At 39.5% G+C, this 25528-nt stretch carries 24 protein-coding genes; 15 read left to right on the forward strand and 9 right to left on the reverse strand.

What is annotated here, in order from left to right; translation table 11 throughout:
* Positions 1-70 precede the first annotated feature (70 nt).
* Both AJGP001_RS04175 and AJGP001_RS04180 read right to left on the reverse strand, forming a co-directional pair.
* The gene (locus AJGP001_RS04175; RefSeq protein WP_078080190.1) at positions 71-1084 is read right to left on the reverse strand and encodes an STAS domain-containing protein; all 1014 of its coding nucleotides are present in this window, start codon (positions 1082-1084) and stop codon (positions 71-73) included.
* Between the two features lie 146 nt (positions 1085-1230).
* The gene (locus AJGP001_RS04180) at positions 1231-2115 is read right to left on the reverse strand and encodes an oxidoreductase (RefSeq protein ID WP_078080191.1); all 885 of its coding nucleotides are present in this window, start codon (positions 2113-2115) and stop codon (positions 1231-1233) included.
* Between the two features lie 188 nt (positions 2116-2303).
* Between AJGP001_RS04180 and AJGP001_RS04185 the strand changes: the two genes are divergently transcribed.
* Positions 2304-2771 carry an NUDIX hydrolase gene (locus AJGP001_RS04185; protein ID WP_058386128.1) on the forward strand — a complete coding sequence of 156 codons (468 nt, stop codon included), beginning with the start codon at positions 2304-2306 and terminating at the stop codon, positions 2769-2771.
* A gap of 62 nt (positions 2772-2833) precedes the next feature.
* Here the strand turns inward: AJGP001_RS04185 and AJGP001_RS04190 are convergent, their stop codons facing one another.
* The gene (locus tag AJGP001_RS04190) at positions 2834-3730 is read right to left on the reverse strand and encodes an oxidoreductase (RefSeq protein WP_058386127.1); all 897 of its coding nucleotides are present in this window, start codon (positions 3728-3730) and stop codon (positions 2834-2836) included.
* 156 nt (positions 3731-3886) lie between these two features.
* Here AJGP001_RS04190 and AJGP001_RS04195 point away from each other — a divergent pair, with 156 nt between their 5' ends.
* Together AJGP001_RS04195 and cax are read left to right on the forward strand one after the other, a co-directional pair.
* On the forward strand, positions 3887-4636 hold the full coding sequence (locus AJGP001_RS04195) for a phosphatase PAP2 family protein (RefSeq protein ID WP_058386126.1): 750 nt from the start codon (positions 3887-3889) through the stop codon (positions 4634-4636).
* Positions 4637-4728: 92 nt separating this feature from the next.
* Positions 4729-5808 carry a calcium/proton exchanger gene (gene cax, locus AJGP001_RS04200; protein WP_281251062.1) on the forward strand — a complete coding sequence of 360 codons (1080 nt, stop codon included), beginning with the start codon at positions 4729-4731 and terminating at the stop codon, positions 5806-5808.
* Positions 5809-5873: 65 nt separating this feature from the next.
* Here the strand turns inward: cax and AJGP001_RS04205 are convergent, their stop codons facing one another.
* Positions 5874-6404 carry a TlpA family protein disulfide reductase gene (locus AJGP001_RS04205; protein ID WP_071153729.1) on the reverse strand — a complete coding sequence of 177 codons (531 nt, stop codon included), beginning with the start codon at positions 6402-6404 and terminating at the stop codon, positions 5874-5876.
* A 127-nt stretch (positions 6405-6531) separates the two neighbouring features.
* Positions 6532-8367: an LTA synthase family protein gene (locus AJGP001_RS04210; protein ID WP_071153728.1), complete on the reverse strand. Its 1836-nt coding sequence runs from the start codon at positions 8365-8367 to the stop codon at positions 6532-6534.
* Between the two features lie 177 nt (positions 8368-8544).
* On the opposite strand from AJGP001_RS04210, the gene AJGP001_RS04215 reads away from it, so the two are divergent.
* Positions 8545-8811, forward strand: coding sequence for a hypothetical protein (locus AJGP001_RS04215; RefSeq protein ID WP_058386122.1), 267 nt, complete (start codon positions 8545-8547; stop codon positions 8809-8811).
* Positions 8812-9079: 268 nt separating this feature from the next.
* Positions 9080-10537 (forward strand): Na+/H+ antiporter NhaC, encoded by a 1458-nt coding sequence (gene nhaC / locus AJGP001_RS04220; protein WP_078080193.1) that lies wholly within the window; start codon positions 9080-9082, stop codon positions 10535-10537.
* 81 nt (positions 10538-10618) lie between these two features.
* Here the strand turns inward: nhaC and AJGP001_RS04225 are convergent, their stop codons facing one another.
* On the reverse strand, positions 10619-11473 hold the full coding sequence (locus AJGP001_RS04225; RefSeq protein ID WP_058386120.1) for a GNAT family N-acetyltransferase: 855 nt from the start codon (positions 11471-11473) through the stop codon (positions 10619-10621).
* Positions 11474-11696: 223 nt separating this feature from the next.
* Here AJGP001_RS04225 and AJGP001_RS04230 point away from each other — a divergent pair, with 223 nt between their 5' ends.
* The 6 genes from AJGP001_RS04230 to AJGP001_RS04255 all read left to right on the forward strand — a co-directional run bounded on the left by AJGP001_RS04230 (position 11697) and on the right by AJGP001_RS04255 (position 17705).
* Entirely contained in the window at positions 11697-12263 is a 567-nt protein-coding gene (locus tag AJGP001_RS04230; protein WP_071153727.1) for an MEDS domain-containing protein, read from the forward strand.
* A gap of 222 nt (positions 12264-12485) precedes the next feature.
* Positions 12486-13925: an aldehyde dehydrogenase family protein gene (locus AJGP001_RS04235; protein WP_071153726.1), complete on the forward strand. Its 1440-nt coding sequence runs from the start codon at positions 12486-12488 to the stop codon at positions 13923-13925.
* Between the two features lie 32 nt (positions 13926-13957).
* Entirely contained in the window at positions 13958-15082 is a 1125-nt protein-coding gene (locus AJGP001_RS04240) for a zinc-dependent alcohol dehydrogenase family protein (RefSeq protein WP_078080194.1), read from the forward strand.
* A gap of 57 nt (positions 15083-15139) precedes the next feature.
* Entirely contained in the window at positions 15140-15577 is a 438-nt protein-coding gene (locus tag AJGP001_RS04245; protein WP_058386116.1) for a VOC family protein, read from the forward strand.
* A gap of 133 nt (positions 15578-15710) precedes the next feature.
* Positions 15711-16574 carry a PPK2 family polyphosphate kinase gene (locus AJGP001_RS04250; protein ID WP_071153725.1) on the forward strand — a complete coding sequence of 288 codons (864 nt, stop codon included), beginning with the start codon at positions 15711-15713 and terminating at the stop codon, positions 16572-16574.
* Between the two features lie 288 nt (positions 16575-16862).
* Entirely contained in the window at positions 16863-17705 is an 843-nt protein-coding gene (locus AJGP001_RS04255; RefSeq protein WP_078080195.1) for a YitT family protein, read from the forward strand.
* Positions 17706-17785: 80 nt separating this feature from the next.
* Here AJGP001_RS04255 and AJGP001_RS04260 read toward each other — a convergent pair whose 3' ends face one another.
* Positions 17786-19003 (reverse strand): EAL domain-containing protein, encoded by a 1218-nt coding sequence (locus AJGP001_RS04260; protein WP_071153724.1) that lies wholly within the window; start codon positions 19001-19003, stop codon positions 17786-17788.
* Positions 19004-19045: 42 nt separating this feature from the next.
* A complete protein-coding gene (locus tag AJGP001_RS04265) occupies positions 19046-19423 on the reverse strand; it encodes a YidH family protein (protein ID WP_071153723.1) in 378 nt (125 codons plus the stop codon).
* Between the two features lie 361 nt (positions 19424-19784).
* On the opposite strand from AJGP001_RS04265, the gene AJGP001_RS04270 reads away from it, so the two are divergent.
* The 4 genes from AJGP001_RS04270 to AJGP001_RS04285 all read left to right on the forward strand — a co-directional run bounded on the left by AJGP001_RS04270 (position 19785) and on the right by AJGP001_RS04285 (position 24478).
* Positions 19785-20681, forward strand: coding sequence for a glycerophosphodiester phosphodiesterase (locus AJGP001_RS04270; RefSeq protein WP_071153722.1), 897 nt, complete (start codon positions 19785-19787; stop codon positions 20679-20681).
* 176 nt (positions 20682-20857) lie between these two features.
* On the forward strand, positions 20858-22921 hold the full coding sequence (locus AJGP001_RS04275) for a BglG family transcription antiterminator (protein WP_071153721.1): 2064 nt from the start codon (positions 20858-20860) through the stop codon (positions 22919-22921).
* The gene (locus tag AJGP001_RS04280; RefSeq protein ID WP_071153720.1) at positions 22918-23184 is read left to right on the forward strand and encodes a PTS sugar transporter subunit IIB; all 267 of its coding nucleotides are present in this window, start codon (positions 22918-22920) and stop codon (positions 23182-23184) included. Before AJGP001_RS04275 ends, AJGP001_RS04280 begins: the two co-directional genes overlap by 4 nt.
* Before the next feature lie 25 nt (positions 23185-23209).
* The gene (locus AJGP001_RS04285) at positions 23210-24478 is read left to right on the forward strand and encodes a PTS ascorbate transporter subunit IIC (RefSeq protein WP_078080196.1); all 1269 of its coding nucleotides are present in this window, start codon (positions 23210-23212) and stop codon (positions 24476-24478) included.
* Positions 24479-24737: 259 nt separating this feature from the next.
* On the opposite strand, the gene AJGP001_RS04290 is transcribed toward AJGP001_RS04285, so the two are convergent.
* On the reverse strand, positions 24738-25475 hold the full coding sequence (locus AJGP001_RS04290) for a hypothetical protein (RefSeq protein WP_058386108.1): 738 nt from the start codon (positions 25473-25475) through the stop codon (positions 24738-24740).
* Positions 25476-25528 lie beyond the last annotated feature (53 nt).

Genomic DNA, 25528 nt, shown 5'->3' on the forward strand with positions numbered 1-25528 from the left:
GCGCTTCGCAAAAAAACAGCACGCCCTGGAATTTATCCGGGTCGCGCTGTTTTTTTTGTAACTAAACATGTCAAACGATTTTTCGACCGCTGCGGCCTAACGCATAATAAATGCCGTGCTGAAGGCTTTGTAGGGATTCGAAGGTTTTCAAGCTATTTTGTGACTGAGCAATAATGATTGCCAGTTCAGGTGAAATGCCGACTAAAATGACTTCCGTTCCTAAAAGTCTTGCAGAAGCCCCAAGTTTATCGATTAAGGAAGCTGTATGTTCTGTAATATGTTGATTTAAACCAGTCAAATCAACTAATAGGTATTGGGCTTTGTGTTTTGGAAGTTCACTTAAAGTTTTAACGATTAAATCTTCTGTCCGTTGTTCATCGTAACTGCCAATCATCGGTACGACAATAATGCCTTCAAGTACAGGAATAATCGGAGAAGAAAGCTCTCGGACTAAATTTTGCAGCGATTTTGTATGCTCATCTACGAGTGCTTCAAGTTTTTGAATTTGATCGGCTTCTTGTTTCCGAGACAGCTCACGAATATTTTGCTGAACGGTTACTTCAGAAGGGAAATATTCGACGATGCTATAAGGGGTGCTATCGTTTTGATACTGAATGGTTTTATACCAGAAGTTAATACCAAACAGACCTGTCAATACACCTGCATAATGAGAAGGGACAAATATACCTTCTGTGCCTTTGTTTTTTAGTAAGTTCATTTTATATTCCCAATCATTTTGGATATGTAATGTAAAGGTATTGTGTTCAGTGTCCATTTTGACGATTTCCACTCTTCCCCAACCAGCAGGGGCATAAGTATTGGAAATCCACTCGACAATGTTGGACGTATCGATTTGCTTTAAGTTTTTAAATCCTTCACCGACAATAACGCCTTGACGAAATCCAGTCGTTTCTAATACGAGTTGTGTTGCTTCAATACCTGAAATGTCTTTGATCGTGTCAAAAAAAGTTTCCATGGCAGAAATCCAAAAGAAAACAACATCTCCACCTTCAAAAAATGTTTCTCCTGTTTCCAAATCCCATTGCAATTCAATACCGCCGACAACTATATTTTTTTTGCTCATGCTATAAATTCCTCCATTATGATAAAAGTGGGGATAGAGAATAAAAATCACAAACTCTCTTTAAGTATTCCTTGGATAACAAACAATATGTCTCACCAAAAAAAATACAAAAAATCGGCCATACATACTGTCAGCTTTTAATCTAGTCATTTAAAGGGATACACAACAGTCGTCAGTTTTTCCGACACGTCCCAAAGCTTGCAAGAAATTTCAGGATCAGTTGCATTGGTGTGAGGGGTTCCTAGCGCAGGATAGCCTCTTCGTTGAAACTGGGCAACTGGACCAATGTATTCCCCACCCATAAGACTGGGTTCGGTCGCAGCATAAATTGCCGACAATGCTCCCATACTAGGTGGTTGAAGAAAAAGGTTAGCAACACGTTTAACAGCAGTTGGAATTTCTTGACTGCCAAGCTTTAAAATGTTGGTGGCAGAAACACCTGGATGACAAGCTACGCTAATTGTCTGACAGCCATGTTCTTTAAAGCGCTTATCTAACTCTAACGCAAAATATAAATTAGCTAACTTGCTTTGGTTATAGAATTTTTTTGCCTGATAACCCTTGGTTCCTTCGAGATTATCAAAGTCGATTGTGCCACGGCTATGTGCTCGGCTGCTAACAGTCACGACACGTGAACCAGAAGTGTTTGTTAGTAAAGGCAAAAGCAGACCCGTTAAAGCAAAGTGGCCAAGATGATTGCTGCCAAACTGCAGTTCAAAGCCGTCTGTTGTTTTTGAAAGAGGGGGTGTCATAATACCCGCATTGTTAATTAACAGATCAAGTTTATCGAAGGCTTTGCTGAATTGTTCAGCAAACTTCCGAATCGTTTCAAGGTTAGCCAAATCCAACTTCATGACATCGATTTGAGCAGAAGGATAAAGCGCCAATAAAGTAGCGCGCGCTTGAGCTCCTTTTTTCGTATTGCGGACAGCCAGAATAACCTGTGCCTCTAGTGCTAGCAGAGCTTTTGCCGTTTCAAAGCCGATACCGCTATTGCCACCTGTGATGATAGCTGTTTTCCCTGTGAGCAAAGTAACACTTCCTTTGTTTCTAAGACTGGAGTTGCTGTTTATTATTTTAGCCGTTTTATGAACGATTTGGAATCTTTGCTAATAAAAAAGTATGTGGTTTTTGTTATTTATTCCTTGAGCTGAGCGGTAGAATAGAGAGAGATCTATGGAAGTTTCGATTCGTATACTGAAGAAATGAGGTTAGGTAGATGGGGTATGTAGAAGAATTGCGAGCGGTTGTGGGGCATAGACCGTTAATTCTTGTTGGTTCGGTCGTCGTAATTGTTGATGAAGAAGGGCGTTTGCTGCTAGAAGAAAGGAAATTCCCAGAAGGTTTGTGGGGTCTTCCGGGTGGACTGATGGAACTCGGCGAATCCACAGAAGATACAGCAAAACGAGAAGTTATGGAGGAGACTGGTTTGACGATTGCCGAGTTGAAATTGATCAATGTCTACTCCGGACCGAAACATTTTGTAGTGGCCAAAAATGGCGATGAATTTTATGTGGTCACGACGGGTTATTATTCAAATAAATTTCACGGCGAATTGATTGTTGATCAAAAAGAATCACTAAGCTTTAAGTTTTTTGCTCCAGCCGATTTGCCGGACAGGATGGTCGGTAGTCACCGCGTAGTAATCGAGGACTATCTTAACCACCTAACCAACCAGCCGGGATAACAGCCGGGAAGTAATGAATAAAGCCACTTTCATTTTAATAATGAAAGTGGCTTCTAGTGTCATCAGACTTTGCTGAAATCAAATTGGACGCCGGTCAGCTTTTCTGATACGTCCCAGAGTTTTTGAGCAACTGCCTGGTCACCAGCTGACGCGTGAGGCGTGTCTAGCGTTGGGTAGCCTTTACGTTGACCTTTGCCATCTGGACCAATATATTCGCCGCCTGTCAGTCGTGAATCGGTAGCTGCATAAATGGTCGGTAAAGCACCCATAGCAGGTGGCTGCAAGAAGTTATGCATGAGCGACTTCATCAGTTTCGGTGCATCCCGCTTGCCAAATTTAAAAAGATTGGTGGCGGAAATTCCTGGATGACAAGCAATACTGACGGTTTGCAAATCGTACGCTTTAAAGCGCTTGTCTAATTCTTGAGCAAACAGCAAATTCGCTAGTTTGCTTTGGCCATAAAATTTCATCGCTTTATAACCTTTGGCACCATCAAGGTTATCAAAATCGATTTTCGCCCCTTTATGAGCCAAACTGCTGAGAGACACGACACGTGAATCCGGCGTATTTTTCAGTAACGGCATCAAAAGGCCGGTTAATGCAAAATGTCCGAGATGATTGCTGCCGAACTGCAATTCAAAACCGTCTTTGGTTTTTGAATAGGGGGGTGTCATAACGCCAGCGTTGTTGATTAACAAATCAAGTGAATCGTGCTTGTTTTTGAAGCTTTCTACGAATGCATGAACGCTTGCAAGATCTGCTAGATCAAGTTTCATGACGGTAACGAGCGCGTCTTTATCTACATCAAGAATCAATTCACGAGCCGCCTTGCCTTTTTCAAGGTCCCGCACGGCCATAATAATTTGTGCGCCAAGACCGGAAAAGACTTTTGAAGCTTCTAATCCGATACCGCTGTTGGCTCCTGTAACAATGGCTGTCTTTCCGGTTAACTGTTTCAAACAATCAGCTCCTGAGTCATGTTATTTGTCGTACGATAAAAATACCACGCCATAGCTCACGGAACAAATGATAGGATTAAAGAACTTTTTGCTGTTACATATATTCTACTCAAAAAGGGTAGAAGTACACTATTAGCGATAGGCGGGAGCGATAAGATGGAGAAAAATGAAAAACTAGCAGGCTTGGCTTTTTTGCTGTTAATCGGTGGACTGGGTCTAGCTGTGCTGTTTATTGTATTATTTGCAGAATTAGCTGAAGAAGTCGTGGAAAAAGAAGTTGCCCAATTTGATAACTTTATTATTAATGGAATGGAAGCAGGAGCAAGCAAAACGTGGGATCAGGTAATGTTCATCTTTACCGAAATGGGTTCAGTATGGTTTTTAACGGTGTTGTCACTCGTCGTACTGGTCGTACTTGGAGTTAAAATGAAAGACAAGTGGGGCATGTTGTTTTTTGTTATTGCAGTGGGGGGAGGCTCACTATTAACGACCGTATTAAAAAATCTATATGTCCGGGAACGTCCGAGTATTAATCCGGGTATTGATGCGATCGGCTATAGTTTTCCAAGTGGTCATTCGATGGGGTCGCTGATTTTTTACGGCTTTGTCATATATTTGGTCATCCGAACACGACAACGGTCTTGGATTCGGTGGTTGTTTGTCGCCATTTTGGGTATGCTCATTATTATGATTGGCAGCAGTCGAATCTATCTCGGTGCACATTTCCCAAGTGATGTTCTGGGTGGCTACATTGCTGGATTGATTTGGTTGATATTGAGTTTGGTTGCACTTGAATGGATTCAATGGCATAGCAGAAGTCCGGTACCGCCAGTTTATGCACTTCGCAAACTATTAGGGCCGCTATATAGAACCGTGCGAACAAAATTGCCTTTCTTTAATAAATAAAGTAGAAAAAGTAATCAGAAACGACCTCCTATTTATAACAGAAGGATGTCGTTTTTGTGTTAGGAAATTTAGGAGAATGGGTATCCAATATTATTAAAAAGGAGAGAAGGGACGTTATGAATCGGATATTCGGAGTTTTGGTGGCGGTAGGAGTACCCTTAACGGTACTTGGATCTTTCCAGAACTGGCCAAGCATCGCCATGTTTTTTATCTGCTCAATAAGTGTTGTGGCATTATCAAGTTTTATGGGAAGAGCAACAGAAAGTCTAGCAATCGTCAGCGGTCCACGCATCGGTGGTTTGCTGAATGCAACATTTGGAAACGCCGTAGAATTGATCATTTCTATTTTCGCCTTGCAGGCAGGTTTGATCGGCGTCGTATTAGCTTCCTTAACCGGCTCGGTGCTCGGAAATTTACTGTTAGTCGGCGGATTGTCCTTTTTCCTAGGAGGCATCAAATTTAAGCGACAAATGTTCAACGTTCATGACGCTACACACAACTCAGGTTTACTAATTTTTGCAGTTGTTGTAGCGTTTGTCATTCCAGAAATTTTTTCGATGACAATGAACGAAACCGAGACCATTCAATTGAGTGTCGGTATTTCCGTTATCATGATTGTTTTGTACTTGGCAGGATTATTCTTCAAGCTCGTTACACATCGTGGTGTTTATAACCATGCAGACGCAGCACAAGATTCCGAACACGAAGAACCAGAGTGGTCGAAAAAGAAGGCACTGATTATTCTGCTCGTTGCCACGTTAATCGTTGCTTACGTTTCAGAAAACTTGGTTCATACATTTGAAGAAGTAGGAGAGCAGTTTGGCTGGTCTGAATTGTTTATTGGTGTGATCATCGTCGCAATTGTTGGGAATGCGGCTGAGCACGCTTCTGCGCTCATCATGGCCATGAAGAACAAAATGGACGTGGCGGTAGAAATTGCCATCGGCTCCACGCTCCAGATTGCCATGTTTGTGGCACCTGTTTTAGTGCTTATTTCTCTTTTCATGCCGCAACAAATGCCATTGGTTTTTACCGTTTCAGAACTAGTCGCAATGATTACTGCAGTCTTTCTGGCAATCAACGTTATGAATGATGGAGAATCGAACTGGTTTGAAGGCTTAACGCTACTCGCGGCTTATCTCATCATGGGAATCGGGTTTTATTTGTTGTAAAAACAAGCTGCCAACGAAAAAATCGTTGGCAGCTTGTTTCATTTTTTGATTGCAGTACCTACTGCTTATTGGATTGATTCAAAGCTTGCTTTAATTTCTTCATTGCTGAAATGACCAGTCTGACTTTTAACGAGTGTGCCATCTGATCCGATATAAACAGAAGTTGGATAACCAATGACGCCATATTCGTCAAAGAAAGTACCACCTTCATCTAATAGCACAGTAATATTCTTGGCATCAGGAAATCCTTTAAACCATTTAGCAAATGAGTCGCTGCTTTTCTCAGCATTAGAGTCTGGCGATACGATTGTTAGCACTTTAAAATCGGTGTCTTCACCCGCTAATGTATTCAATTCCTCCATACCAGAAAGACAAATAGAACACCAAGATGCCCAAAATTTTACGTATACCTTTTGACCGGCGTAATCGGCAAGGTTTTGCTGATTTCCTTCCAAATCCACTAAGTTAAAACTAGGCGCTGGATTGCCATCGTTCAGTTGTTCAGCATTTGCTCCATCTTGTTGTGAAGTACCTGTGCATCCACTTAGTGCCACTAAAAGAACAAACAGTAATAGGGTGTTTCGTAATATTCTCATAGCCATCATCCTTTTCTGTAAACGAGCAGTTCGAGTTTATCTAATTCCATCATATAGTGAAAATTCAATAAAAGAAATTTTGGTCTCTTCGTTTTCTATGAGAAATCACCGTTAGTTGATACGCAGTCTATTTTTTGTCACTTTTGCTCTCTTCTATTTTTTGTAACGCATTTTTTTGGATAATCAAATCAGATAACCGTAGCTTTTCAGTGACAGAGTCAATCTGCTCGCTACACTGCTTAACTTCAACTTTTTCGCCCGAATCTGTTTCATAACAAGTGCCGCTTCCAGCAGCTACAGTCAAATCAGGCTCAAAATAAAATTTTTCATAACGAAAAGCACCGTCACGGAACAGCGTCAAATTGCTAGTATCGCTTAATAGCGACTGTCCCAGCATATAAGACGACTCAATTCCGACTAAGTCAAGGATAGTCGGAGCAATATCAATTTGACCACCGTTATTAGTAAACGTTTCTCCACGGGTCATGTTTGGTGCTTTAATAAACAGTGGAACTTGTCGATCAAGTTCAAATAATTCCACCTTCGTTTTGGCATCGAGTTTTTGTGCCATTTCACTAGTGGCCTGAGTCAATCCACTATCATGATCACCATAGAACACGATGAGTGAATCATCCCACATGTCCCTTTTCTTTAGTTCTTCGATCATCACGCCTACAGCGCCATCAACATAATGAATTGTTTCGTAATAGCCTTTTAACAGGGGATCTTCGTAACCGGATAACTCTAATTGCTCTAGTTCTTCGGGTATTTCATAGGGTGTATGACTCGATAATGCGACTAAAAAAGCAAAATAAGGCTCTTTTAACTGTTCAGCGAAATCGATAGAAGAAGTGAAAAAGTCTTCATCATTCAAAGCCATGCCGATATCCTGATTGTCGGGGAAATCTGTTTGGCTGAAGAAATGGTTAAAACCGATATTCTTGTAAAAATCATCACGATTCCAGAAATCTTTTTCAAACGCATGCATAGCTGCTGTGTCATATCCTGCATTTCTAAGCAGTTCGGGTAAGCCATCAAATTCGTGGTCGGCGTATTGCGTATAAACTGAACCGGATTTTAACGGGTATAGAGACGTTAATGTAATAAATTCAGCATCCGATGTCCGACCTTCATGCGTTTGATGATAAAACGATGAGAAAAAGTATGCTTCTTCTTTTAACGCATTTAAGTGAGGGGTTAGTTCTTGGCCATTCACTTGCTGTTCAATGACGGATGTTTGAAAAGACTCTAATTGAACAACGATCACATTTGGTTTTTCAAAATCGGGATTAGTTGAAGAGTGGTTGGGATGCAATTGGCGAATCTGTGACTCTTCTTCAGCAGTTACATTCGTGTCTTTAAAAAAAGAGCCAATACCTTGGGCAAAATCTAACCCGTGATAGCCCCAAAATCCAAGCTGGTAATATTCACGCATATTCGAAATCGGTTCATCTACAAGCCATTGTTCTTCGTTAGAGTAGCTAATCACGATAGGAATCACAAACAACGCAAGTCCAAGCGCAAAGCCACCACCTGCTACTATCCTTTTTCTCTCCAGTGTTACTTTTTCTTGTGTGTTGCGAGTAGCAAAGAGAACAATAGAAAAAATTAGCAAGTCAGCAAAAAAGAGGAAATCTTTCATTTCGATTAAAGTCAGAAATCCACCGCCAACATCACTCATCTGTGTAAGGTCTGCGATTAGCACGACAGATAGCAAATCATCAAAATAACGATAGTACCAAAGATCTGAAATGAGAAGAGTGCTATGTAAAAACAGCAATAGCAATAAAATCCATCGTCTTTTTTTGCTACTTAGTAACAAAGTCCAACTAGACAACACCACTATCGAAGCAAGATTAAGAACAAAGAAACTGAAAGAGAAATTAGTCCCTGCATACACGCTAAACAAAAACAGCTTCGAAATAGACAGTAACAGGTAAATCCAATACTCGGGAAATTTCATGACAGACCTCCAAATAAATTAGTCTATTTTGCAAATCAAAATTTTTTTTTGCAAAATGATACAGTTCTTTATAAATACCACTTTAAAGTCCTGCGAAAACATGGCAAAAGTTTGAGTAAATAAGCTGTGGGTATCTAGGAAATAAAGGAACAAGAAGTTAGTTCGTATAAAGGAGCGATGACTGTGGATAAATTTAATGGAAATACATCAGCTAAAGCAGAATGTAAGTATCCTGTGTTGCCTAACGGACAAAAATTTTTCGTGGATTTTGGCAGTCAGCAGGCTCTCCATGGCACATGGCAGATTATAGACAATGAGGAAGCTCCATTTTATTTCTGTGGTCGTGTTTTTGATAACGGTACATTGTCTAAACGAAAATCAGCTGATCACCGTCGCAAATTTTTTGAAGCGGAAATTTACTTGGCTTTAAAAAAAGAGATGTAAATACAACAGTAGAATCGATTGAGCGGTGGGGGGACCCACTCAATTAGTAGATATAAATAAATCACCAACGCGATTTTCTACTATGTTTTCTATAAGCAAACAGTTATTTTTCAAAAAAATAACTGTTTTTGTGCTGTCTATATAGGATTACCGAAATCTTTTGTTAAAATAAATGATTTTATAGACCAATTACGCAAAAAAAAATATAGATTATTTGAAATTTTGCTGTAATATGAAGTCATACTTTAAATGTAAGGGGATACATACAATGAAAACACAGCAACAAGAGATTAAAATACCATTTGCATTAGCACTTATTCCATTGATTGTCATGATTTCGGTAATGGCAATTACTATTATTGTTTTTGAAGGAAGTCCACATGTACCTCTAGCTATAGGCGCTATTGTGGCGGCATTGATTGCTTGGCGTCTCGGTTACAAATGGGAAACAATCGAAGAAGGAGCGTACAAAGGAATTCGTTTAGCGCTTCCAGCTATTTTGATTATTATTGTTGTTGGGATGATAATCGCTTCGTGGATTGGTGGCGGTATTATTGCAACGATGATTTATTACGGCTTACAAATTATTACGCCTTCATTGTTTTTGATGACCATTTGTATGATCTGTGGAATTGTTGCACTCGCTATTGGTAGTTCGTGGTCGACAATGGGAACAATTGGTGTAGCCGGTATGGGAATTGGTCTTAGCATGGGAATTCCAGCGGCAATGGTAGCCGGAGCTGTTATTTCAGGTTCTTATTTTGGTGACAAGATGTCGCCACTGTCAGACACTACGAATCTTGCAGCTGGTATTACGAATACAAATTTATTTGAACATATCAAGCATATGCTGTATACGACAGTTCCTGGACTAGTCATTGCTTTAATCGTTTACTTTTTCCTCGGTCGCCAATTTGCTGGATCGGCGATTGACCAAGAAAATATTCAAGGAATTTTAACCGCGCTAGACAGTAACTTTTTGATTTCACCTTGGTTGTTATTAGTACCTGCAACGATTATCGGATTAGTCGCACTAAAAGTACCAGCATTGCCAGCTTTAGTCGTGGGTGTATTCCTTGGTTTTATGTGCCAGATTTTTGTACAAGGAGGCAATGTTGGGGATGCAGTTAACACGCTGCATGACGGCTTTGCCATTGCTTCTGGTAACGAAATGGTTGATGAATTGTTTAACCGCGGTGGGATCGCTTCAATGATGTTCACTGTCTCCTTAACCATTTTCGCGATGGTTCTTGGCGGGATACTTGAACAAACAGGTATGCTAAAAGCAATCGTTACACAAATTTTGAAGGTCGCAAAATCAGCTGGTAGTTTAATCGCAGCGACAATCGTTTCTGCTTTTTTCACGAACGCAACGGCATCAGAGCAGTATATTTCGATTCTAATTCCTGGAAGAATGTATGCGACAGCTTATCAAGATAAAGGATTGCATTCAAAGAACCTTTCACGTGCGCTCGAAGATGGAGGAACTTTAACGTCCCCTTTTGTTCCATGGAATACATGTGGGGTATTTATTCTAGCAACTTTGGCCGTTCATCCATTTGCCTATGCTCCTTATGCGGTGCTCAATTATACAGTTCCAGTTATCGGCATTATTATGGGTCTAGTTGGGTATAAAGTTCAATTTTTGACAAAAGAAGAAGTGAAAAATTTAAAGTTAAGACAGCAGCGAATGGATAATGAAAACGAATTGACAGAAAATGTTTAAGATCTCGTGTTTGATAACTAAAAAAGTAAGCTCTCTTTTGAACATTCAAAAGAGAGCTTACTTTTTTAGGTAAATTACGAATTAGCGATTAACACCATACAATAGCCATGGAGAAGGCAAGTTAAACATGTGATGGGTTGGTAATGCACTGACTTGAGAAGGCGACAAGTCGATCCACAGCAAAGCTTTTGCTTTTACTGTTTCACTTAACTCGCGCTGAGCCAGTGAAACAGTTTCCCATAATCCGGCTTGTTCCATTAAATCATCCCATGGGTAGACGATGTGAAGATAATAATCTCGTTTGTAATCCTTTTTCGCTATGAGCACACGGTCTTTCTGAGGGTTTTCAAAAAAAGACCATTGTGCTAATTTAGCATCGGCAAACAACTCTTCAGAAGCTGGAAACGTATAGTAGCATTCATAAGGAAAAACAGCACCTGTCTGAATATACAATTGATCGACCCACGCCTGTTTTTGGGAAAGCGTTGTTAGGCTTTTCCAAATAGCACCACCAGTCTCAAGTGAAGATGCGTCAATGGAAATAGCGCTGTAAAGTGTGGATACTTCGGCAAGACCGAGCTTATCCATAACACGTCTGGCGGATGTGTTTTCTTGCTGCGTATTTGCACCGATCCATTGGATAGCAGGAAGCGAGAAGGCTTGCTCCATAATATAAGACATTAATTGTGTGGACAAATTTTTTCCGCGGAAGCGTAAATCACTGCGCATTCTGCCAAGCATAATGTATTGCTTGGCAAAAATCGTATAGCCACCGATACTTGCAAGACGGTCGTCTACAAACAAACCATACAAACGACTAGAACCGCTAGAAATTCTGCTGTAGACACGAAGAATATAATCATCTTCTATACCGGTCTCCATTTCTTTTAAATAATGCAAATCGTCCAATCCTAATTGCCGAATGATCTTTTTCACATACTTGACCTCCCTGCTCTAGTTGAGAACACCTAGCTTTATTATATCCAATACTAACGCTAACTTGGCTAGTGCTAAGCTCTTATCGCCCATCTATCCCTACGAAAGACTTAGAATGGAAAGGCTGTGCAGTATCTTTTACTCCTATTTTTATATATACTAGATATAGTGAAAAAGACGGTTTGAATATTCATTAACTTGCTCGTTAAAGGGGAAAAAACATTTGGGAAAAGAAATCGTAAGTGTTCAGGACAAATTTCAATTATCTAAAGGCGATCACGTTTTTTATTATGTGGAAGAACTGGAGCGTTACATTGATAATGCTGTTTCCTTTGTTATGGACGGTATTGAGCAAGGAGACCAAATTCTACTTGTTGAAAATGAACGTCTTTACCCAAAGATATTGACACATCTAGAGAAACTTCTATCTAAAGAACAATTAGAAAATGTACATTATATTAATAGCTTTACGTTTTATTGGAAGAATGGAAATTTTCATCCGCCAACGATTTTAGATTATTTTTCTCGAATCATCAATCCTTTTCTCGAAAAAGATTTGAGCTTTCGTACTTGGGGACATATCGAGTGGCGTGATGAAACAGAAATCATTAGCGATATTAAAGAATATGAACAAGCAATTGAGCAACTTGTACCACAGCTTAAAGCCATTTCTGTTTGTGCTTACGATGCTCCTCGACTCTCAGATTCGCTTAAAGACGTTCTAATGAATTGCCATGACTATTTGATGACCGACAACAACGTTTCGCCAATCTCAAGGCAGTCTAATTAAGTTATACCCACTCAAAAGGATTTTTTCACGGATATTTCGTGAAGAAATTCTTTTTTTGACTAACTAAAGAAAAAAAGAGTAAGTGTGTTATTACTTCAATCTTTATTGACGGAATATTGACAATAATAGAAAAGAGAATACTATATTAAGTAACAACATGTAAACAAACAGTTGCATTTACAGTAAAAGAGGATTGTCCAATTGAAAGGAGGAGAATCCAACATGCTTGAAATTGGGACGTGCCGTTTCGGTTCGATTATTGAAGGGAACAAAGTCATTAAAGCAGGTCTTAGAGAAATTAGCGTGAACGATCCTTATACTCATAAAGTAATCGGAAATTTTTCATGTGCGACAACAGAAGATGCAACTCAGGCAGTTATTTGTTCGCATCGTGTATACACAAAAATCATGAAGAAAATGCCGGCTCAGAAACGATCAGAAATACTAAGGAAAACAGCTAATCGAATAGAAAGCGAAATCGATCAACTTGCGTATTTCTTGTCTTTAGAAACAGTCAAGCCGTTAAAGACCACCCGTTTAGAAGTGGCACACGCTATAGCTGTGTTACGTTACGCTTCAGAAGGTGCAAAAACAATCTACGAGGAAAGAATGCCACTAACTCGTACAAGTGAAAAATTGACTCAGATGGGTATGACAAAGCGTATTTCTCTTGGGGTAGTAGGCGTCTTTACGTCGATTAACTTGCCATTTAATTTATTGATCGAACAACTTGCTTCAGCGATTGCAGCGGGCAATACAGTCATCTTGCAACCATCAGAAAAAGCCGTACTTTCTTTTTCTTTGCTCTACCGTCTATTTGAAAAATCCGGATTGCCCAAAGGGGTAATGAATATTGTTATGGGGACTGACGAGAACCTAGCGAGAATAATAACAACCCACCCTAAAACTAAATATGCGATCTTTACTGACAATTACAACTTGAAAACAGACGGAACGACCATACGGAAAAAAGTCATTCTCTCACATGATTACAAGACACTGCATATTGTTTTTAGAGATGCTAATTTGGACACAGCAGTTTACGCTGCAGTAATTGGGGGCATTACACACGCAGACGCAAGCTATACATCAGTTCAGCAAATTTATGTAGAAAGAGAAATTTATTTAGTTTTTCTTGAAAAGCTTACTCAAAAAGTAAAATCACTTAAAATAGTAAATCCTCTAGACGAGACAATTGATGTCGGACCGATGATTACTGAACAAGCAGCTGAAAGAGTAGCAACATGGGTAAGAGAAATGCTTGAACAAGGCGCAACTTTATCAGCAGGTGGATACCGTAAAGAGGCTTTCATGGAACCTACTATTATTAGTGATGTATCGATTAATATAAAGCAACGTAGTACCGATCGATTTGCTCCAGTCATTACGATTATTCCGTTTAGTGCTGAAAAAGAAATAATTAATCCTATTAATGAATCCAACTGCTGCTCACGAGCAGTCGTATTCACAAGCGATATGAAACGAGTTATACACCTAGGTAATGTCTTGACATCAAAAAAGGTCTATATCAACGAAGGTGCAGGCGATCATCCTATCAATGGTTCGGACAAGAGCGTTGATGCTAAGGCTGTGCTTAAAGATGAAGTTATCTTGGCAATTAAAGAAATGACCGAAGTGAAATTAATTCGTACTGAATTGTGAGTGTTGAAAATACAAGAGAAACGGGTGAGTATATGAAAATAAAGTCAGCAGTATTAAGAGAAATTGGAGCTGAAACCCCTTACGAAAAAAGCCAACCGATTAAAATTGAAACCTTAGAATTAGATCCGCCGCAAAAGGGAGAAGTACTGATTCAAATAAAGGCAGCCAGTTTATGTCATTCTGATTTGTCAGTAATGAACGGCAGTCGGCCACGTCCTGTGCCAATGGCTCTTGGTCACGAAGCAGCGGGTGTCGTTGTAGAAATAGGCGAAGATGTAATCGACTTAGAGCTTGGCGATCACGTTGCTTGTGTGTTTGTACCAAGCTGTGGACATTGTGGTCCATGCCGAGAAGGACGTCCTGCCTTGTGTGAACCAGGTGCTGCAGCAAATAAGGCAGGAACCTTATTAGGTGGCGGAAATCGACTTCACACAGAAACGGAAATCATCAATCATCACTTAGGAGTATCCGCTTTTTCGGAATATGCCGTAGTATCTAGGAACTCAGTCGTCAAAGTAAATAAAGAAATTCCGTTTGAAAAAGCAGCCTTGTTTGGCTGTGCGGTCATTACCGGTGTTGGAGCCGTCGTTAATACGGCAAGTATCAAACTGGGCAGTACCGTTGCCGTAGTTGGACTTGGGGGTGTTGGACTCAGTGCATTACTCGGAGCAATAGCTGCAGGAGCGAGTCGCATAGTAGCAGTGGACATCAATGAAACCAAACTAAAGCAAGCAAAAGAGTTGGGCGCAACAGATGTCTTCAATTCAAAGGATGCGGACGTTGTTGAACAAATTCGTAAAGTGACAGGTGGCGGTTTGGACTATGCTTTTGAAACTGCGGGAGTGGTACCTGCTATGGATGTCGCTTATGGCATCACGAAGCGTGGGGGAACTACGGTCACGACCGGGTTACCTCATCCGGAAAATCAATTTTCTTTTCCGTACGTCTCGTTAACTGCGGAAGAACGAACACTCAAAGGGTCCTATGTGGGCAGCTGTGTACCGAGCCGCGATATTCCACGTTACATGGATTTGTTTCAGAAAGACCGGTTACCTGTCGATAAACTGATTACCGATTTTATTACACTAGATGACATCAATAAAGGTTTTGATCTGTTAGCAAAAGGCGACTCTTCACGAATTATTATCAAGTTTTAGAGCAAAAGAATTAAATTCAATCGATATGTAAGTACATCTTTTAGAAGTAGAATCAGTGTGATTACCAAACTATTTCCCTATTTATATTTTGAAGGTAAAGGTCAGGAAGCGACACATTTTTACACAGATGCATTGGGCGGGAAAATAGCAGGAATCCTGACATACGGTGAGGCAAATGAAGGAGACATGGAAGGTGTGCCCGAAGCGGCAAGAGATATGATAATGAACGCACAAGTCGATTTGGAAAATGGAGATCTATTAATGATCTCAGATGTGGTGCCGGAGATGGGGACAGCATTTCGACATGGCACAAATATGGCACTTACGTTATTTTTTAATGACATGGAAGAAGCACGAACCGTTTTCCATAAACTAGCTGAAGAAGGTACCATTTCTATGGAGTTACACAAAACATTCTGGAGTCCCCTGTTTGGAACTTTAACGGATAAATTTGGAATCGATTGGCAAATTTCGGTTGAAGGTGAAACAAGTTAACTAAGTTTAAAAATCGTAATCCCTATAAAGGATTGCGATTTTTTTTTGCTGTTAGATTTATTCAGATGAAGGGTATAGAAACAGAGATCAGTAGATTTACTACAGTACTGAACAAGCATGTGGGAGGATGACTATGAATACCGATAAATACACAGTTAAAAAAGATGAGAAAATAAAGCTTTCCGATTACCCAACGACTGATGAAAACAAATTCAGTGAAACACAGCTGAAAGACGAGTTGATTCCTAAAAGTATCAAAAAGCTTAAAGAGCTGCATATGAAACTCCATGCTCAGGAAGAGAAAGGGATTGTTGTTGTCCTTCAAGCGATGGATGCCGCGGGAAAAGATGAAGCGATCACCTATATTTTTTCGAATTTAACAGCTCAAGGGCTAAAGACAACTTCGTTTAAAAAGCCAACTGAAACAGAGCTTGCTCATGATTATTTGTGGCGTTTTCGTGAAGGAATGCCAGCAAGAGGACAGATTGGCATTTTAAATCGTTCTTATTATGAAGAAGTGATTGCCCCAAGAGTTCATAACTTGCTTGAAGAGACACCACTTCCAGACGAATTGATTGACGAAAATATTTGGAATGCCCGCTATCGTCAAATCAATGACTTTGAGCGCTATATGGTGGAAAACGGCTTTCCAGTAGTAAAATTCTTTTTTAATATGTCTTATGATGAACAGCGTCGTCGATTGCTTGAACGTATGAAAAATCCAGAAAAAAACTGGGAGTTTTCATTTAATGACGTAAAAGAACGTGAGCATTGGGATGGCTATCAAGGAATTTTTGAAAATTTACTAACTAATACATCAACAGAATATGCGCCTTGGTATGCTCTTCCTGCTGATGATGAGTGGTATTCGCGTTACATCGTTTCGGAAGTGATGGTCGAAGCATTGCAGCGGATAGACCCGCAGTACCCGAAAATTACGGGAGAAGAAAAAGAAAAACTGAAAAAAGCAATTCGACAATTGGAAAAAGAGGAATAGCCATATAAGGAGTCAGGATGAATTTATTCTGGCTCTTTTTTTCTATTTGCGGACAGTCCGTGAACAAAAGAACAAAGGCTTGCATTCTTGTACCGAAAGCTACTATAATATGAAACATTGGTTCACTATAAAAAAGAACAATTTATTCGCATTGTCGTAGTTTTTATTGAAAAGTAAAAAAATACATTCCGATAAATAGTCTTAAGGTGACGTGCAGATGCACGCCCTTTTTTTGTGGAGTGAACAAAATAGAATGACTAAGGGTCACCTTAGGATTGGAGTTTAGTTATGAATAAATGGACGAGATTATTACTGATTTTTGTTTCTTCGATTGTTCTTGGATTTGCGTTTAATATGTTCTTACTGCCGCATGAAGTATTAGCAGGCGGAGTAACGGGTATTGCGATGATGCTAGGATTGGTAACCCCTTTGAACGCGGGGCTTTGGATGATCATTTTGAACATCCCGATTCTTGTTATGGGCTGGATGAAGCTCGGCAAGACGTTTATCGCAAACAGTCTGTTTTCTGTTGTCGTGACTTCGGTTTCGATGTTGTATATTCCTGTTGTTAAATTGACAGAGGATGCACTACTTTCTACTGTTTTCGGGGGGGTAATTGCAGGAGCAGCCATTGGAATCATTATTCGCTTTTATAGTTCGACTGGCGGATTTGACGTGATTGGCTTGTTGTTGTCGAGAAAACGCGATATTCCATTAGGTGCACTCGTTTTTGGACTTAATAGTGTCGTCGTTTTTGTATCGGGCTTTATTTTTTCATGGGAATTGGCGATGTACACAATGGCTTCTATCTATATCTCGGGTCTAGTACTTGATCGTGTTCACACGCGTCATATTAAACTGAGCTTAATGGTCGTGACCAATCAAGGAGATGCAGTAAAAAAAGAGCTGCTCGATAATTTATATCGAGGGATTACGGTAGTGGACGGTGAAGGTGCATATTCAGCAACTAAAGTAAAAGTTCTTTATAGTGTGATTAGCCGTCACGAATTAGCATTTGTTAGACCATTGATAAAGAAAATTGATCCACAGGCATTCGTGAGCATTAGCGAAACGATGGAAGTCATGGGGAATTTCAGAAAAGACGATAACTTCATGAAAAACCCAATTTAAAAAAGACTCTCCGGTCACTGGAGAGTCTTTTTTGCGTCTCTAAGCTAATTTAAAAGCTAATTCGTTTTTGTTAACAGGAATTATCGAAACAAGAGATAATCAATTTCGGAGATAAAGTCGTTGCTAATGTCGATAAACAAATAGCATTCGTGCGATAAAGGAAAACTAAATGTACGAATCATTTTACCAGTTTCAATATCCGAATAAACGTCCGACAAAATTCCTTTATGCCAACTTTTCATTTGCATCGTATTTTCAAGGAAATAAGGACGAAAAGCCCAATGTGAACCAAGTTGATCTTTTTCTAGCACCCATTCGTCACCATATTTTCTGAAGTTGGAAGATACTTGTCGGCCATCGCTATTGCAAATGTACAAGCGAAAGCTTTCTTCTTTAAAGGCTTCAGCAACAGCTTTGATAAAAAGATCTGCTGTTGCTGGACCATGCCATTTGGATAGCGATTTTTTCACCTTCTCTTCAAAACCTAGCGTAAAGGTATAGCGTTTTTCTATTAGCGATTTTTCTCGTTGAACAAACTCAGTAATTTTTTCTCCTACGTTCATCTGAATGCTATTGTTCATCGGAAGTTCAACTTCAGGATTGGCCAAATAAAATCCTTGGTAATAATGACCACCATGTTTCCAGGCGAAATACAATTGGTAATTGTCTTCAATGTTTTCATAAGAAAGCTTGGCACCAATTCGACGTGCAAGTACAGAGAGGGTTTGGATAACATCTTGGAATACTTCTGGATTGGCATTTCGAACAAAGCCGGTATCGATTTTTAAAATATGAGGACGCAATTGACGAATTCGATCAATATTAGAGCTTTTTGCTCCCACATGGTCAACCGCTATCTGAATGCCATAGGTTTTGTAGTAAAACAATAAATGCTGGAGCGTATCAAAATCTTCTTCAAAATCATATTCCGTAATTTCCAGGACAATTCGCTCCATGGAAAATCCTTTTTCCGCAAAGTTTTGAAGAGTTTCTAGAAAATCTTCCCCGCTATTAATCAGCAGTTGTCTGGCATTACGGTTTATAAATAACAGGCCATCATTTCTAGCTTCAAGCATTTGAGTGATTGCTAATGCCAATAGGTGCTGATCGACTTCTACTTTGTACTCGTCAGGTACATCATCGTCGTGAAAGAAACTGCCTAAACTCATCCAAGTATCTTCAACTTGGAAGCGACCCAAAACTTCATAGCCGATGACAGTATGTTTAACGGCGCTAATGATAGGCTGGAAAGCAGGTTTTACCTTATGTAAATTTTCAAGAATGTCAAATGGATCCATCGGGTGTGCTCCTTTGCTGCAAGTATTTCGGGAAGCAGAATGTTACATGATCATAAAAAAGTAAACAATGACCATGATGATCATGATCGCTAGCATAGAAGAAATTAAAGTGATGTGCATGTTTGAGGGAGTAAAGGTTTCATCAATGAGTTGTTGGCGTTTTTTCTTATAATTTTGTGTTGCTGAAAAAATAACGATGAGGCCAAAAATACAGGCGAAAATACCGAGTGCAATAGTAAACGTATCAACAAATGTATTACGTATGACACCCATAGTAAAATGCAAACTCGTCGCCAGAAAACCAACGCCGACAATTGAAATAACCGTACGAATCCAGGCTAGGTAGGTACGTTCATTAGCTAGGTGTTGTTGTGTATAAACCAATTGATTTTTGTCCTTTCGGTAGGACTGACGGGACATACGGTACGCTCCTCCAAGTAATAATCAGTTCAAAATTTTAAAAATCTGAAATTGAAAAAAACGAATGTCTTTCCAGTATAAATGAATCGCGATTAAAAAGGAATTTCAAAAAATTAAACAAGTTGAATAAATTATACAAAGAGAAGCAAGTAATGTTCTGTTGCTATGAAGGTACGAAAGCTGAACAAATCAATCGAGGAAGAATTCGACCACTGTAAACTAGTTGTGAAAATTCTATTAAGTTAATGTGATTGTGCCCAATTCGGAAGCTTTTTAAGTATAGTTAAGGGAGAATGGTATTTAAGAAGCGTCAGAAAAAATATGTCAGTGTCTTACTGCCAAACCAAATAAAAAGTAGGAGATGAAGCAATTGAAGAAAATTTCGTTTAGCTTATTGGTCTTATTACTAATGAGTACAGTGGTGTCAGTCAACTCAATAGGAGCAAAGGGAAAGTCGAAAGAAGCTGAATTTAATTCCAATCGATTTTTGTCTATTGCACACCGCGGAGCCTCTGGACATGCACCTGAACATACGTTGGCTGCCTATAAATTAGGTGAAGGGATGCAGGCTGATTACATAGAAGTGGATTTACAGATGACAAAAGATGGCGTTCTGATTGCGATGCATGACGAAAAAGTAAATCGGACAACGGATGGTTCTGGTTATGTTAAAGACATGACGCTTGCAGAAATCAAAAAATTAGATGCAGGTTCCTGGTTTAACAGAGCTTACCCTGAAAAAGCTCAACCTGAGTTTGAAGGATTGCAAGTATCGACTCTTGAAGAAGTGATAGAAACGTTCGGCAAAGGCTCCCGGTATTATATCGAAACGAAGGCACCCAGCGTTTATCCAGGAATGGAGCAGGAACTTGTGCGGATATTAGAAAAGCATAAGTTGACTGGACAAAATGCACAGTCAAGTAAAGTTCTGGTGCAATCCTTTAGTCAGGAAAGCTTGTTAACTATGCATGACTTGAAGCCAGAAATTCCACTAGTTCAATTGATTTCTTATTCAAAACCTGCAGTTATTTCGGATCTTGAGCTTGAACATATTAAAGAATATGCGATTGGAGTAGGCATGAGCCATACGAAAATTGACCGCTCTTATGTAGAGCAAGTACGACATCACGGGCTACTGATTCATCCTTATACAGTCAATGAACGTGCCGACATGGAACGCTTGATTGACTGGGGGGTAACAGGGATATTCACCAATTATCCAGAGGTTTTAGAAGCCGTATTGAAAAAAAAGGGCTAGCAGAAATTTAAAAACCGTCTATGAAATCAATTGTGATTTCATAGACGGTTTTTTACGTTATAATTTTTCTGTAGTACAGCACAGTGCTGTGCAACGGTAAGAACAATAATGGGACTGAGAAAAGATGTTTTTTAGTGAATACATAGACTATTGTTAAAGTAAGGGAGGATTAAAGGATGTTTTTAGATGAAAGAAGTGCAACTTTACTAAAGCTCCTACAACATTCATCAATTCCTTCGATGAGTGCGATTGAAGACCAAACGGGACTGACACGCAGACAAATTCAGTATAGTTTAAACAAGGTCAACGATTGGCTTCAATCTAATCATTATAAACCCGTTCAGTATAAGCGAGATACCGGCTATTTTTTACCAGATGCAATTAAAGAAGAAATCAATATCCAACTGACAAAACGAAGTTATGTATTTTCAGAGAAAGATCGCCAACAAATTTTTTACTTGTTAATTTTGCTCAGTTTAGAGCCTTTATCTCTTTATCATTTTCAATCGGTCGCCGGCGTTTCACGAAATACGGTTTTGACAGATCTTCAACGTCTTAAAAAGATGGCTAAGCAAATGGATTTGACAATTCAGTATTCTAAACAAGCGGGGTACATCATTACTGGCAATAGTCGAATCAAGCGCTTTGTCATTGAACAATTGATTCATGAAGTATTAAGTGGTTCAAATAGTCAGCTGATTATCGAATGCATTTGGACAGGATTTGAAGAGCACATCGATGCCATTCATTCAGAATTGGAAAGAATAGAACAACAACTGGGCACTACTTTTACAGATAATCGCCTAAACGAACTGGCTTATCTATTCTTTTCCACAAATCAATTGATTGGAAAAGGTGAAGAGCTAGAAGAAGATTCCAGTTGGTTGCCATTTATTGATACACAGGAATACGCATTAATCGAACAGATGGTTGGAGCGGCTGCATTTTATTCGGAATGGAGCCACACGGAAAAATTATATGCAACTTTGCATGTCATCAGCATGAACCGTATAAAAGACGGCTCTCCTTTAGAAGAAGATCAAGTTTTTTACGAGATCTTGCAGCAAGTCATTGAAGAATTCGAACGACTAACGTTTGTTCACCTTCACGAAAAAGATCAGCTATGTGAACAATTGTATGTGCATTTTAAACCAGCTTTTTACCGAATCAAGTATGGGATTCCTCATGTCAATCCGATGAGCGAACGGATACGCAAAATCTATCCGGAACTTCATCATTTGACAATCAAATCCTTGAAAGTACTCGAGGAAAAATTAGGTCTTTGCATTCCAGAAGCTGAAGTAGCCTATTTTACAATTTATTTTGGGGGCTGGCTTCAAAGACAAGGCACGCGTTTAGATGATCGAAAAAAAGCAATTGTCGTTTGTCCACACGGTACAGGTGTCAGCAACATCCTTAACTACACGTTGCGAGAATTGTTTCCAACTATCTTATTCTTGGATGTATTATCTGTTCGAGATACAGCTGACTATCCGCTCCCTTACGATTTGGTTTTTTCATCGGTCTATATGAGGACGAATGAGACATTGTTTATAGTGCCGCCTATTTTAGAAGATCGCGACAAACAAAGGTTGAGTAAGCAAGTCATGCAAGAACTTTACGGCTATGCGGTTCCAGAAGCCGATGTTGCAGGTATGATGAAAATCATTTCTAAATACGCCACGATTCATGATGCAAAACAACTAGAGAAAGAACTCCAAGTATCGCTACAGACACAAAAAAGTGCAACTCACACATATACAGTAAAGGAGGCGGAAAAGCCTGTGTTAGCCGAACTATTAAATGAGCAAACGCTTCAATTAGAACCAGTGATTGCCACGTGGCAAGAGGCAATCGAAGTGGCTGCTAGGCCACTTGTAGAATTAGGGACAATCGAAGATCGCTATGTAACAGCCATGATAGAGTCTATCGAGGAAAATGGACCTTATGTCGTTATTACGCCGTTAGTTGCAATCCCACATGCTCGACCGGAAGAGGGGGTTCGTTCTTTATCAATGAGCCTATTAAAACTTGACCAAGCGGTGGATTTTTCACCGGACAAACCTGTTCGATTAATTATCATTTTAGCAGCAGCTGACAGCGATTCGCATCTTCGGGCATTAATTCAGTTGACAAATTTATTGAATGAACCTGAAAATATCCAACAAATGTTGGGAGCAACAAATAAAAATCAACTTTTGGAGATCATCCATAACTATTCCAAGGAGGAAACAGAATGAAAATCATGGTAGTGTGCGGAAACGGATTAGGAAGCAGTTTTATTATGGAATTGAATGTTAAGAAGGCATTAAAAGAATTAGGCAAAACAGCAGAAGTAGGTCACACAGATCTAACTTCTGCTAAATCAGAACAAGCGGACATCTTTATTGGGGCAGCAGATATTATGAGTCAGTTAGATAATGGCAGTCGAACTATCGTCAATTTGGAAAACATGATGAGCATTCCAGAAATTAAATCGAAACTAGAGCCGCATTTAGGATAAAACTGACGCCAAAGGAGGAAATGCTGTGTTACAAATAATTATGAACGATATACTGGGAACGCCAGCTATTTTGATTGGGTTATTTGCACTTATCGGGTTATTACTTCAGAAGAAAAATAGCGCCGATGTAGTTTCTGGAACGTTAAAAACAGTAATGGGCTTTGTAATTATTGGTGCTGGAGCTGCAGTGCTGATTGGCTCTCTGGATATATTCGGGAAAATGTTTGATTATGCGTTTAATGTCCAGGGCGTCATTCCAAATAATGAAGCGATTGTTGCTGCTGCACAAAGTGAGTATGGAACTTCAACAGCATTGATCATGGTTTTCGGAATGCTTTTCAATATTCTCTTGGCACGTATCACACCGTTTAAATATATATTCCTTACGGGTCATCATACCTTGTTCATGGCATGTCTACTAGCAGTGACTTTATCAGTCGGCGGACTTGCAGGAGCTCCATTAATTTTGGTTGGTTCAATTATTCTTGGTCTATGTATGGTGCTTTTCCCAGCACTTTTGCAACCATATGTGCGTCAAATTACAGGAAGTGACGATTTTGCTGTAGGTCATTTTGGATCAATTGGTTATTTCGTTTCTGCCAATGTTGGGAAATGGTTTGGTAATAAAGAAAAAACCACTGAGGACATTAAAGTTCCTCAATCGTTAGGGTTTCTAAGAGATACTTCTGTAGCAGTTTCTTTGACAATGACATTGTTCTTTATTGTGGTTGCTTTATTTGCAGGTCAAGAGTTTATTGAAACAACACTCTCGAACGGTTCAAATTTCTTAGTATTTTCATTCATTCAAGCAATTACCTTTGCAGCGGGTGTTTACATTATCCTTGCAGGAGTAAGAATGCTAATTGCTGAAATCGTTCCTGCTTTCCAAGGAATTGCCGACAAGCTAGTACCGAACACAAAGCCAGCACTTGATGTGCCAATTATTTTTCCGTTTGCTCCAAATGCTGTAATTATTGGGTTTTTATTCAGCTTTTTTGCAGGATTATTAGCGATGTTCGTTCTTCCGGTTCTTGGGTTGAGTGTCATTGTTCCAGGACTAGTTCCTCACTTCTTCACTGGAGCAGCAGCTGGTGTCTTCGGAAATATTACAGGTGGTAGACGCGGTGCGATGCTCGGTGCATTTGCTAACGGCTTAATCATCAGTTTCATTCCCGCTATCCTACTAGTATTACTGGGAGATATCGGATTTTCTGGAACGACATTTGGTGACTCTGACTTTGGAGTAGTAGGTATCTTGATTTTAAGTATTATGAAACTTTTAGGGTTTGCATAACAATGATTTTAAACTAAAAAAGCCAGTCAGAATCTATGAATTCTGACTGGCTTTTTTTGCATGGCATGGCTTTTTAGGTTTGAAGACTAAACAGGTTCAGCAAAGGCTCTTTAGGTGATAGTAGTTGAATAGCAACTTATATAGACTGAAGATGAGCTAAAAAAACAGTAAATTCACCAAAATAGTCAAGATAATCGAAAGAATGAGTGAAGTAAGCAGGCTATCCATACAGGAAATCCGCACATTGACACCACCTTACTCAAAGAATGATTTGGAGCAGCACAGTGATAAAGATAAGCCCTGCGATAAAAGAAGGATAGCTACTATTTTTCTCTGCCGGCAATTCGTCATCTAAAATATTTAAGATGATTCCCCCTGTCAGAAACGCTGAAAAGAAGGCAATAGTCAATTCGTTAGTTTCTGTAACATGATAAAGCAACCAACCAAGTAATACGGAAATGGCCAATACCCAACGACCAATATTCGTATACAAGTCTTCGTGTGTTAAATGGAGTACACGATTGTTGGCGATAAAATGAAAAGAAAAGACGACAAAGTAAATAAGATAATCCGAAATTCGTTCGCCACTTAAATCAGTAAGCAAATAGCCAATTAGCACGTTATATAATGCAAATCCGAAAATTTCAAGAGCGAAGACGAACCTGCTTGGTTGAGAGAGGTTTTCTTCTCTTTCATTTTTTGCTTTGGATTTCTCATTGAGTTGATTGATGCCGTAGAAAAACGCAATACCCAGGAGCGTTAACAAATAAGTGGAGTAGTCAAGTGACTCAAGCCACAGCGGTAATTGAGCATCTTCAGCGACTTCTTGGTAATGGGTCAATTCAGGAACGAGGTGGAGAAAGACATAAGCAATTGAACCACCGGATACAAACGACATAAGTCTGTCTTTTGGCTTTCGATCAAGAAATTTAATGTAATTTGTAGAGATATGAACAATCATAAATGCGATGGTGATGGCTAAGCTCAAGTAAAACATCGCAGTACCTCCTAATCTGGGTTAAAAGCAGTATACCCGAATCTTTACAAAAA

The organism is Planococcus faecalis, assembly GCF_002009235.1.
Taxonomy (GTDB): domain Bacteria; phylum Bacillota; class Bacilli; order Bacillales_A; family Planococcaceae; genus Planococcus; species Planococcus kocurii.

Bases quoted from the DNA above. Each gene is read 5' to 3' on its own strand.
- AJGP001_RS04175 (WP_078080190.1), bottom strand. From the start codon at position 1,084: ATGAGCAAAAAAAATATAGTTGTCGGCGGTATTGAATTGCAATGGGAT.
- AJGP001_RS04185 (WP_058386128.1), top strand. From the start codon at position 2,304: ATGGGGTATGTAGAAGAATTGCGAGCGGTTGTGGGGCATAGACCGTTA.
- AJGP001_RS04195 (WP_058386126.1), top strand. From the start codon at position 3,887: ATGGAGAAAAATGAAAAACTAGCAGGCTTGGCTTTTTTGCTGTTAATC.
- AJGP001_RS04205 (WP_071153729.1), bottom strand. From the start codon at position 6,404: ATGAGAATATTACGAAACACCCTATTACTGTTTGTTCTTTTAGTGGCA.
- AJGP001_RS04210 (WP_071153728.1), bottom strand. From the start codon at position 8,367: ATGAAATTTCCCGAGTATTGGATTTACCTGTTACTGTCTATTTCGAAG.
- AJGP001_RS04215 (WP_058386122.1), top strand. From the start codon at position 8,545: ATGACTGTGGATAAATTTAATGGAAATACATCAGCTAAAGCAGAATGT.
- nhaC (WP_078080193.1), top strand. From the start codon at position 9,080: ATGAAAACACAGCAACAAGAGATTAAAATACCATTTGCATTAGCACTT.
- AJGP001_RS04235 (WP_071153726.1), top strand. From the start codon at position 12,486: ATGCTTGAAATTGGGACGTGCCGTTTCGGTTCGATTATTGAAGGGAAC.
- AJGP001_RS04240 (WP_078080194.1), top strand. From the start codon at position 13,958: ATGAAAATAAAGTCAGCAGTATTAAGAGAAATTGGAGCTGAAACCCCT.
- AJGP001_RS04250 (WP_071153725.1), top strand. From the start codon at position 15,711: ATGAATACCGATAAATACACAGTTAAAAAAGATGAGAAAATAAAGCTT.
- AJGP001_RS04255 (WP_078080195.1), top strand. From the start codon at position 16,863: ATGAATAAATGGACGAGATTATTACTGATTTTTGTTTCTTCGATTGTT.
- AJGP001_RS04260 (WP_071153724.1), bottom strand. From the start codon at position 19,003: ATGGATCCATTTGACATTCTTGAAAATTTACATAAGGTAAAACCTGCT.
- AJGP001_RS04265 (WP_071153723.1), bottom strand. From the start codon at position 19,423: ATGTCCCGTCAGTCCTACCGAAAGGACAAAAATCAATTGGTTTATACA.
- AJGP001_RS04270 (WP_071153722.1), top strand. From the start codon at position 19,785: ATGAAGCAATTGAAGAAAATTTCGTTTAGCTTATTGGTCTTATTACTA.
- AJGP001_RS04275 (WP_071153721.1), top strand. From the start codon at position 20,858: ATGTTTTTAGATGAAAGAAGTGCAACTTTACTAAAGCTCCTACAACAT.
- AJGP001_RS04280 (WP_071153720.1), top strand. From the start codon at position 22,918: ATGAAAATCATGGTAGTGTGCGGAAACGGATTAGGAAGCAGTTTTATT.
- AJGP001_RS04290 (WP_058386108.1), bottom strand. From the start codon at position 25,475: ATGTTTTACTTGAGCTTAGCCATCACCATCGCATTTATGATTGTTCAT.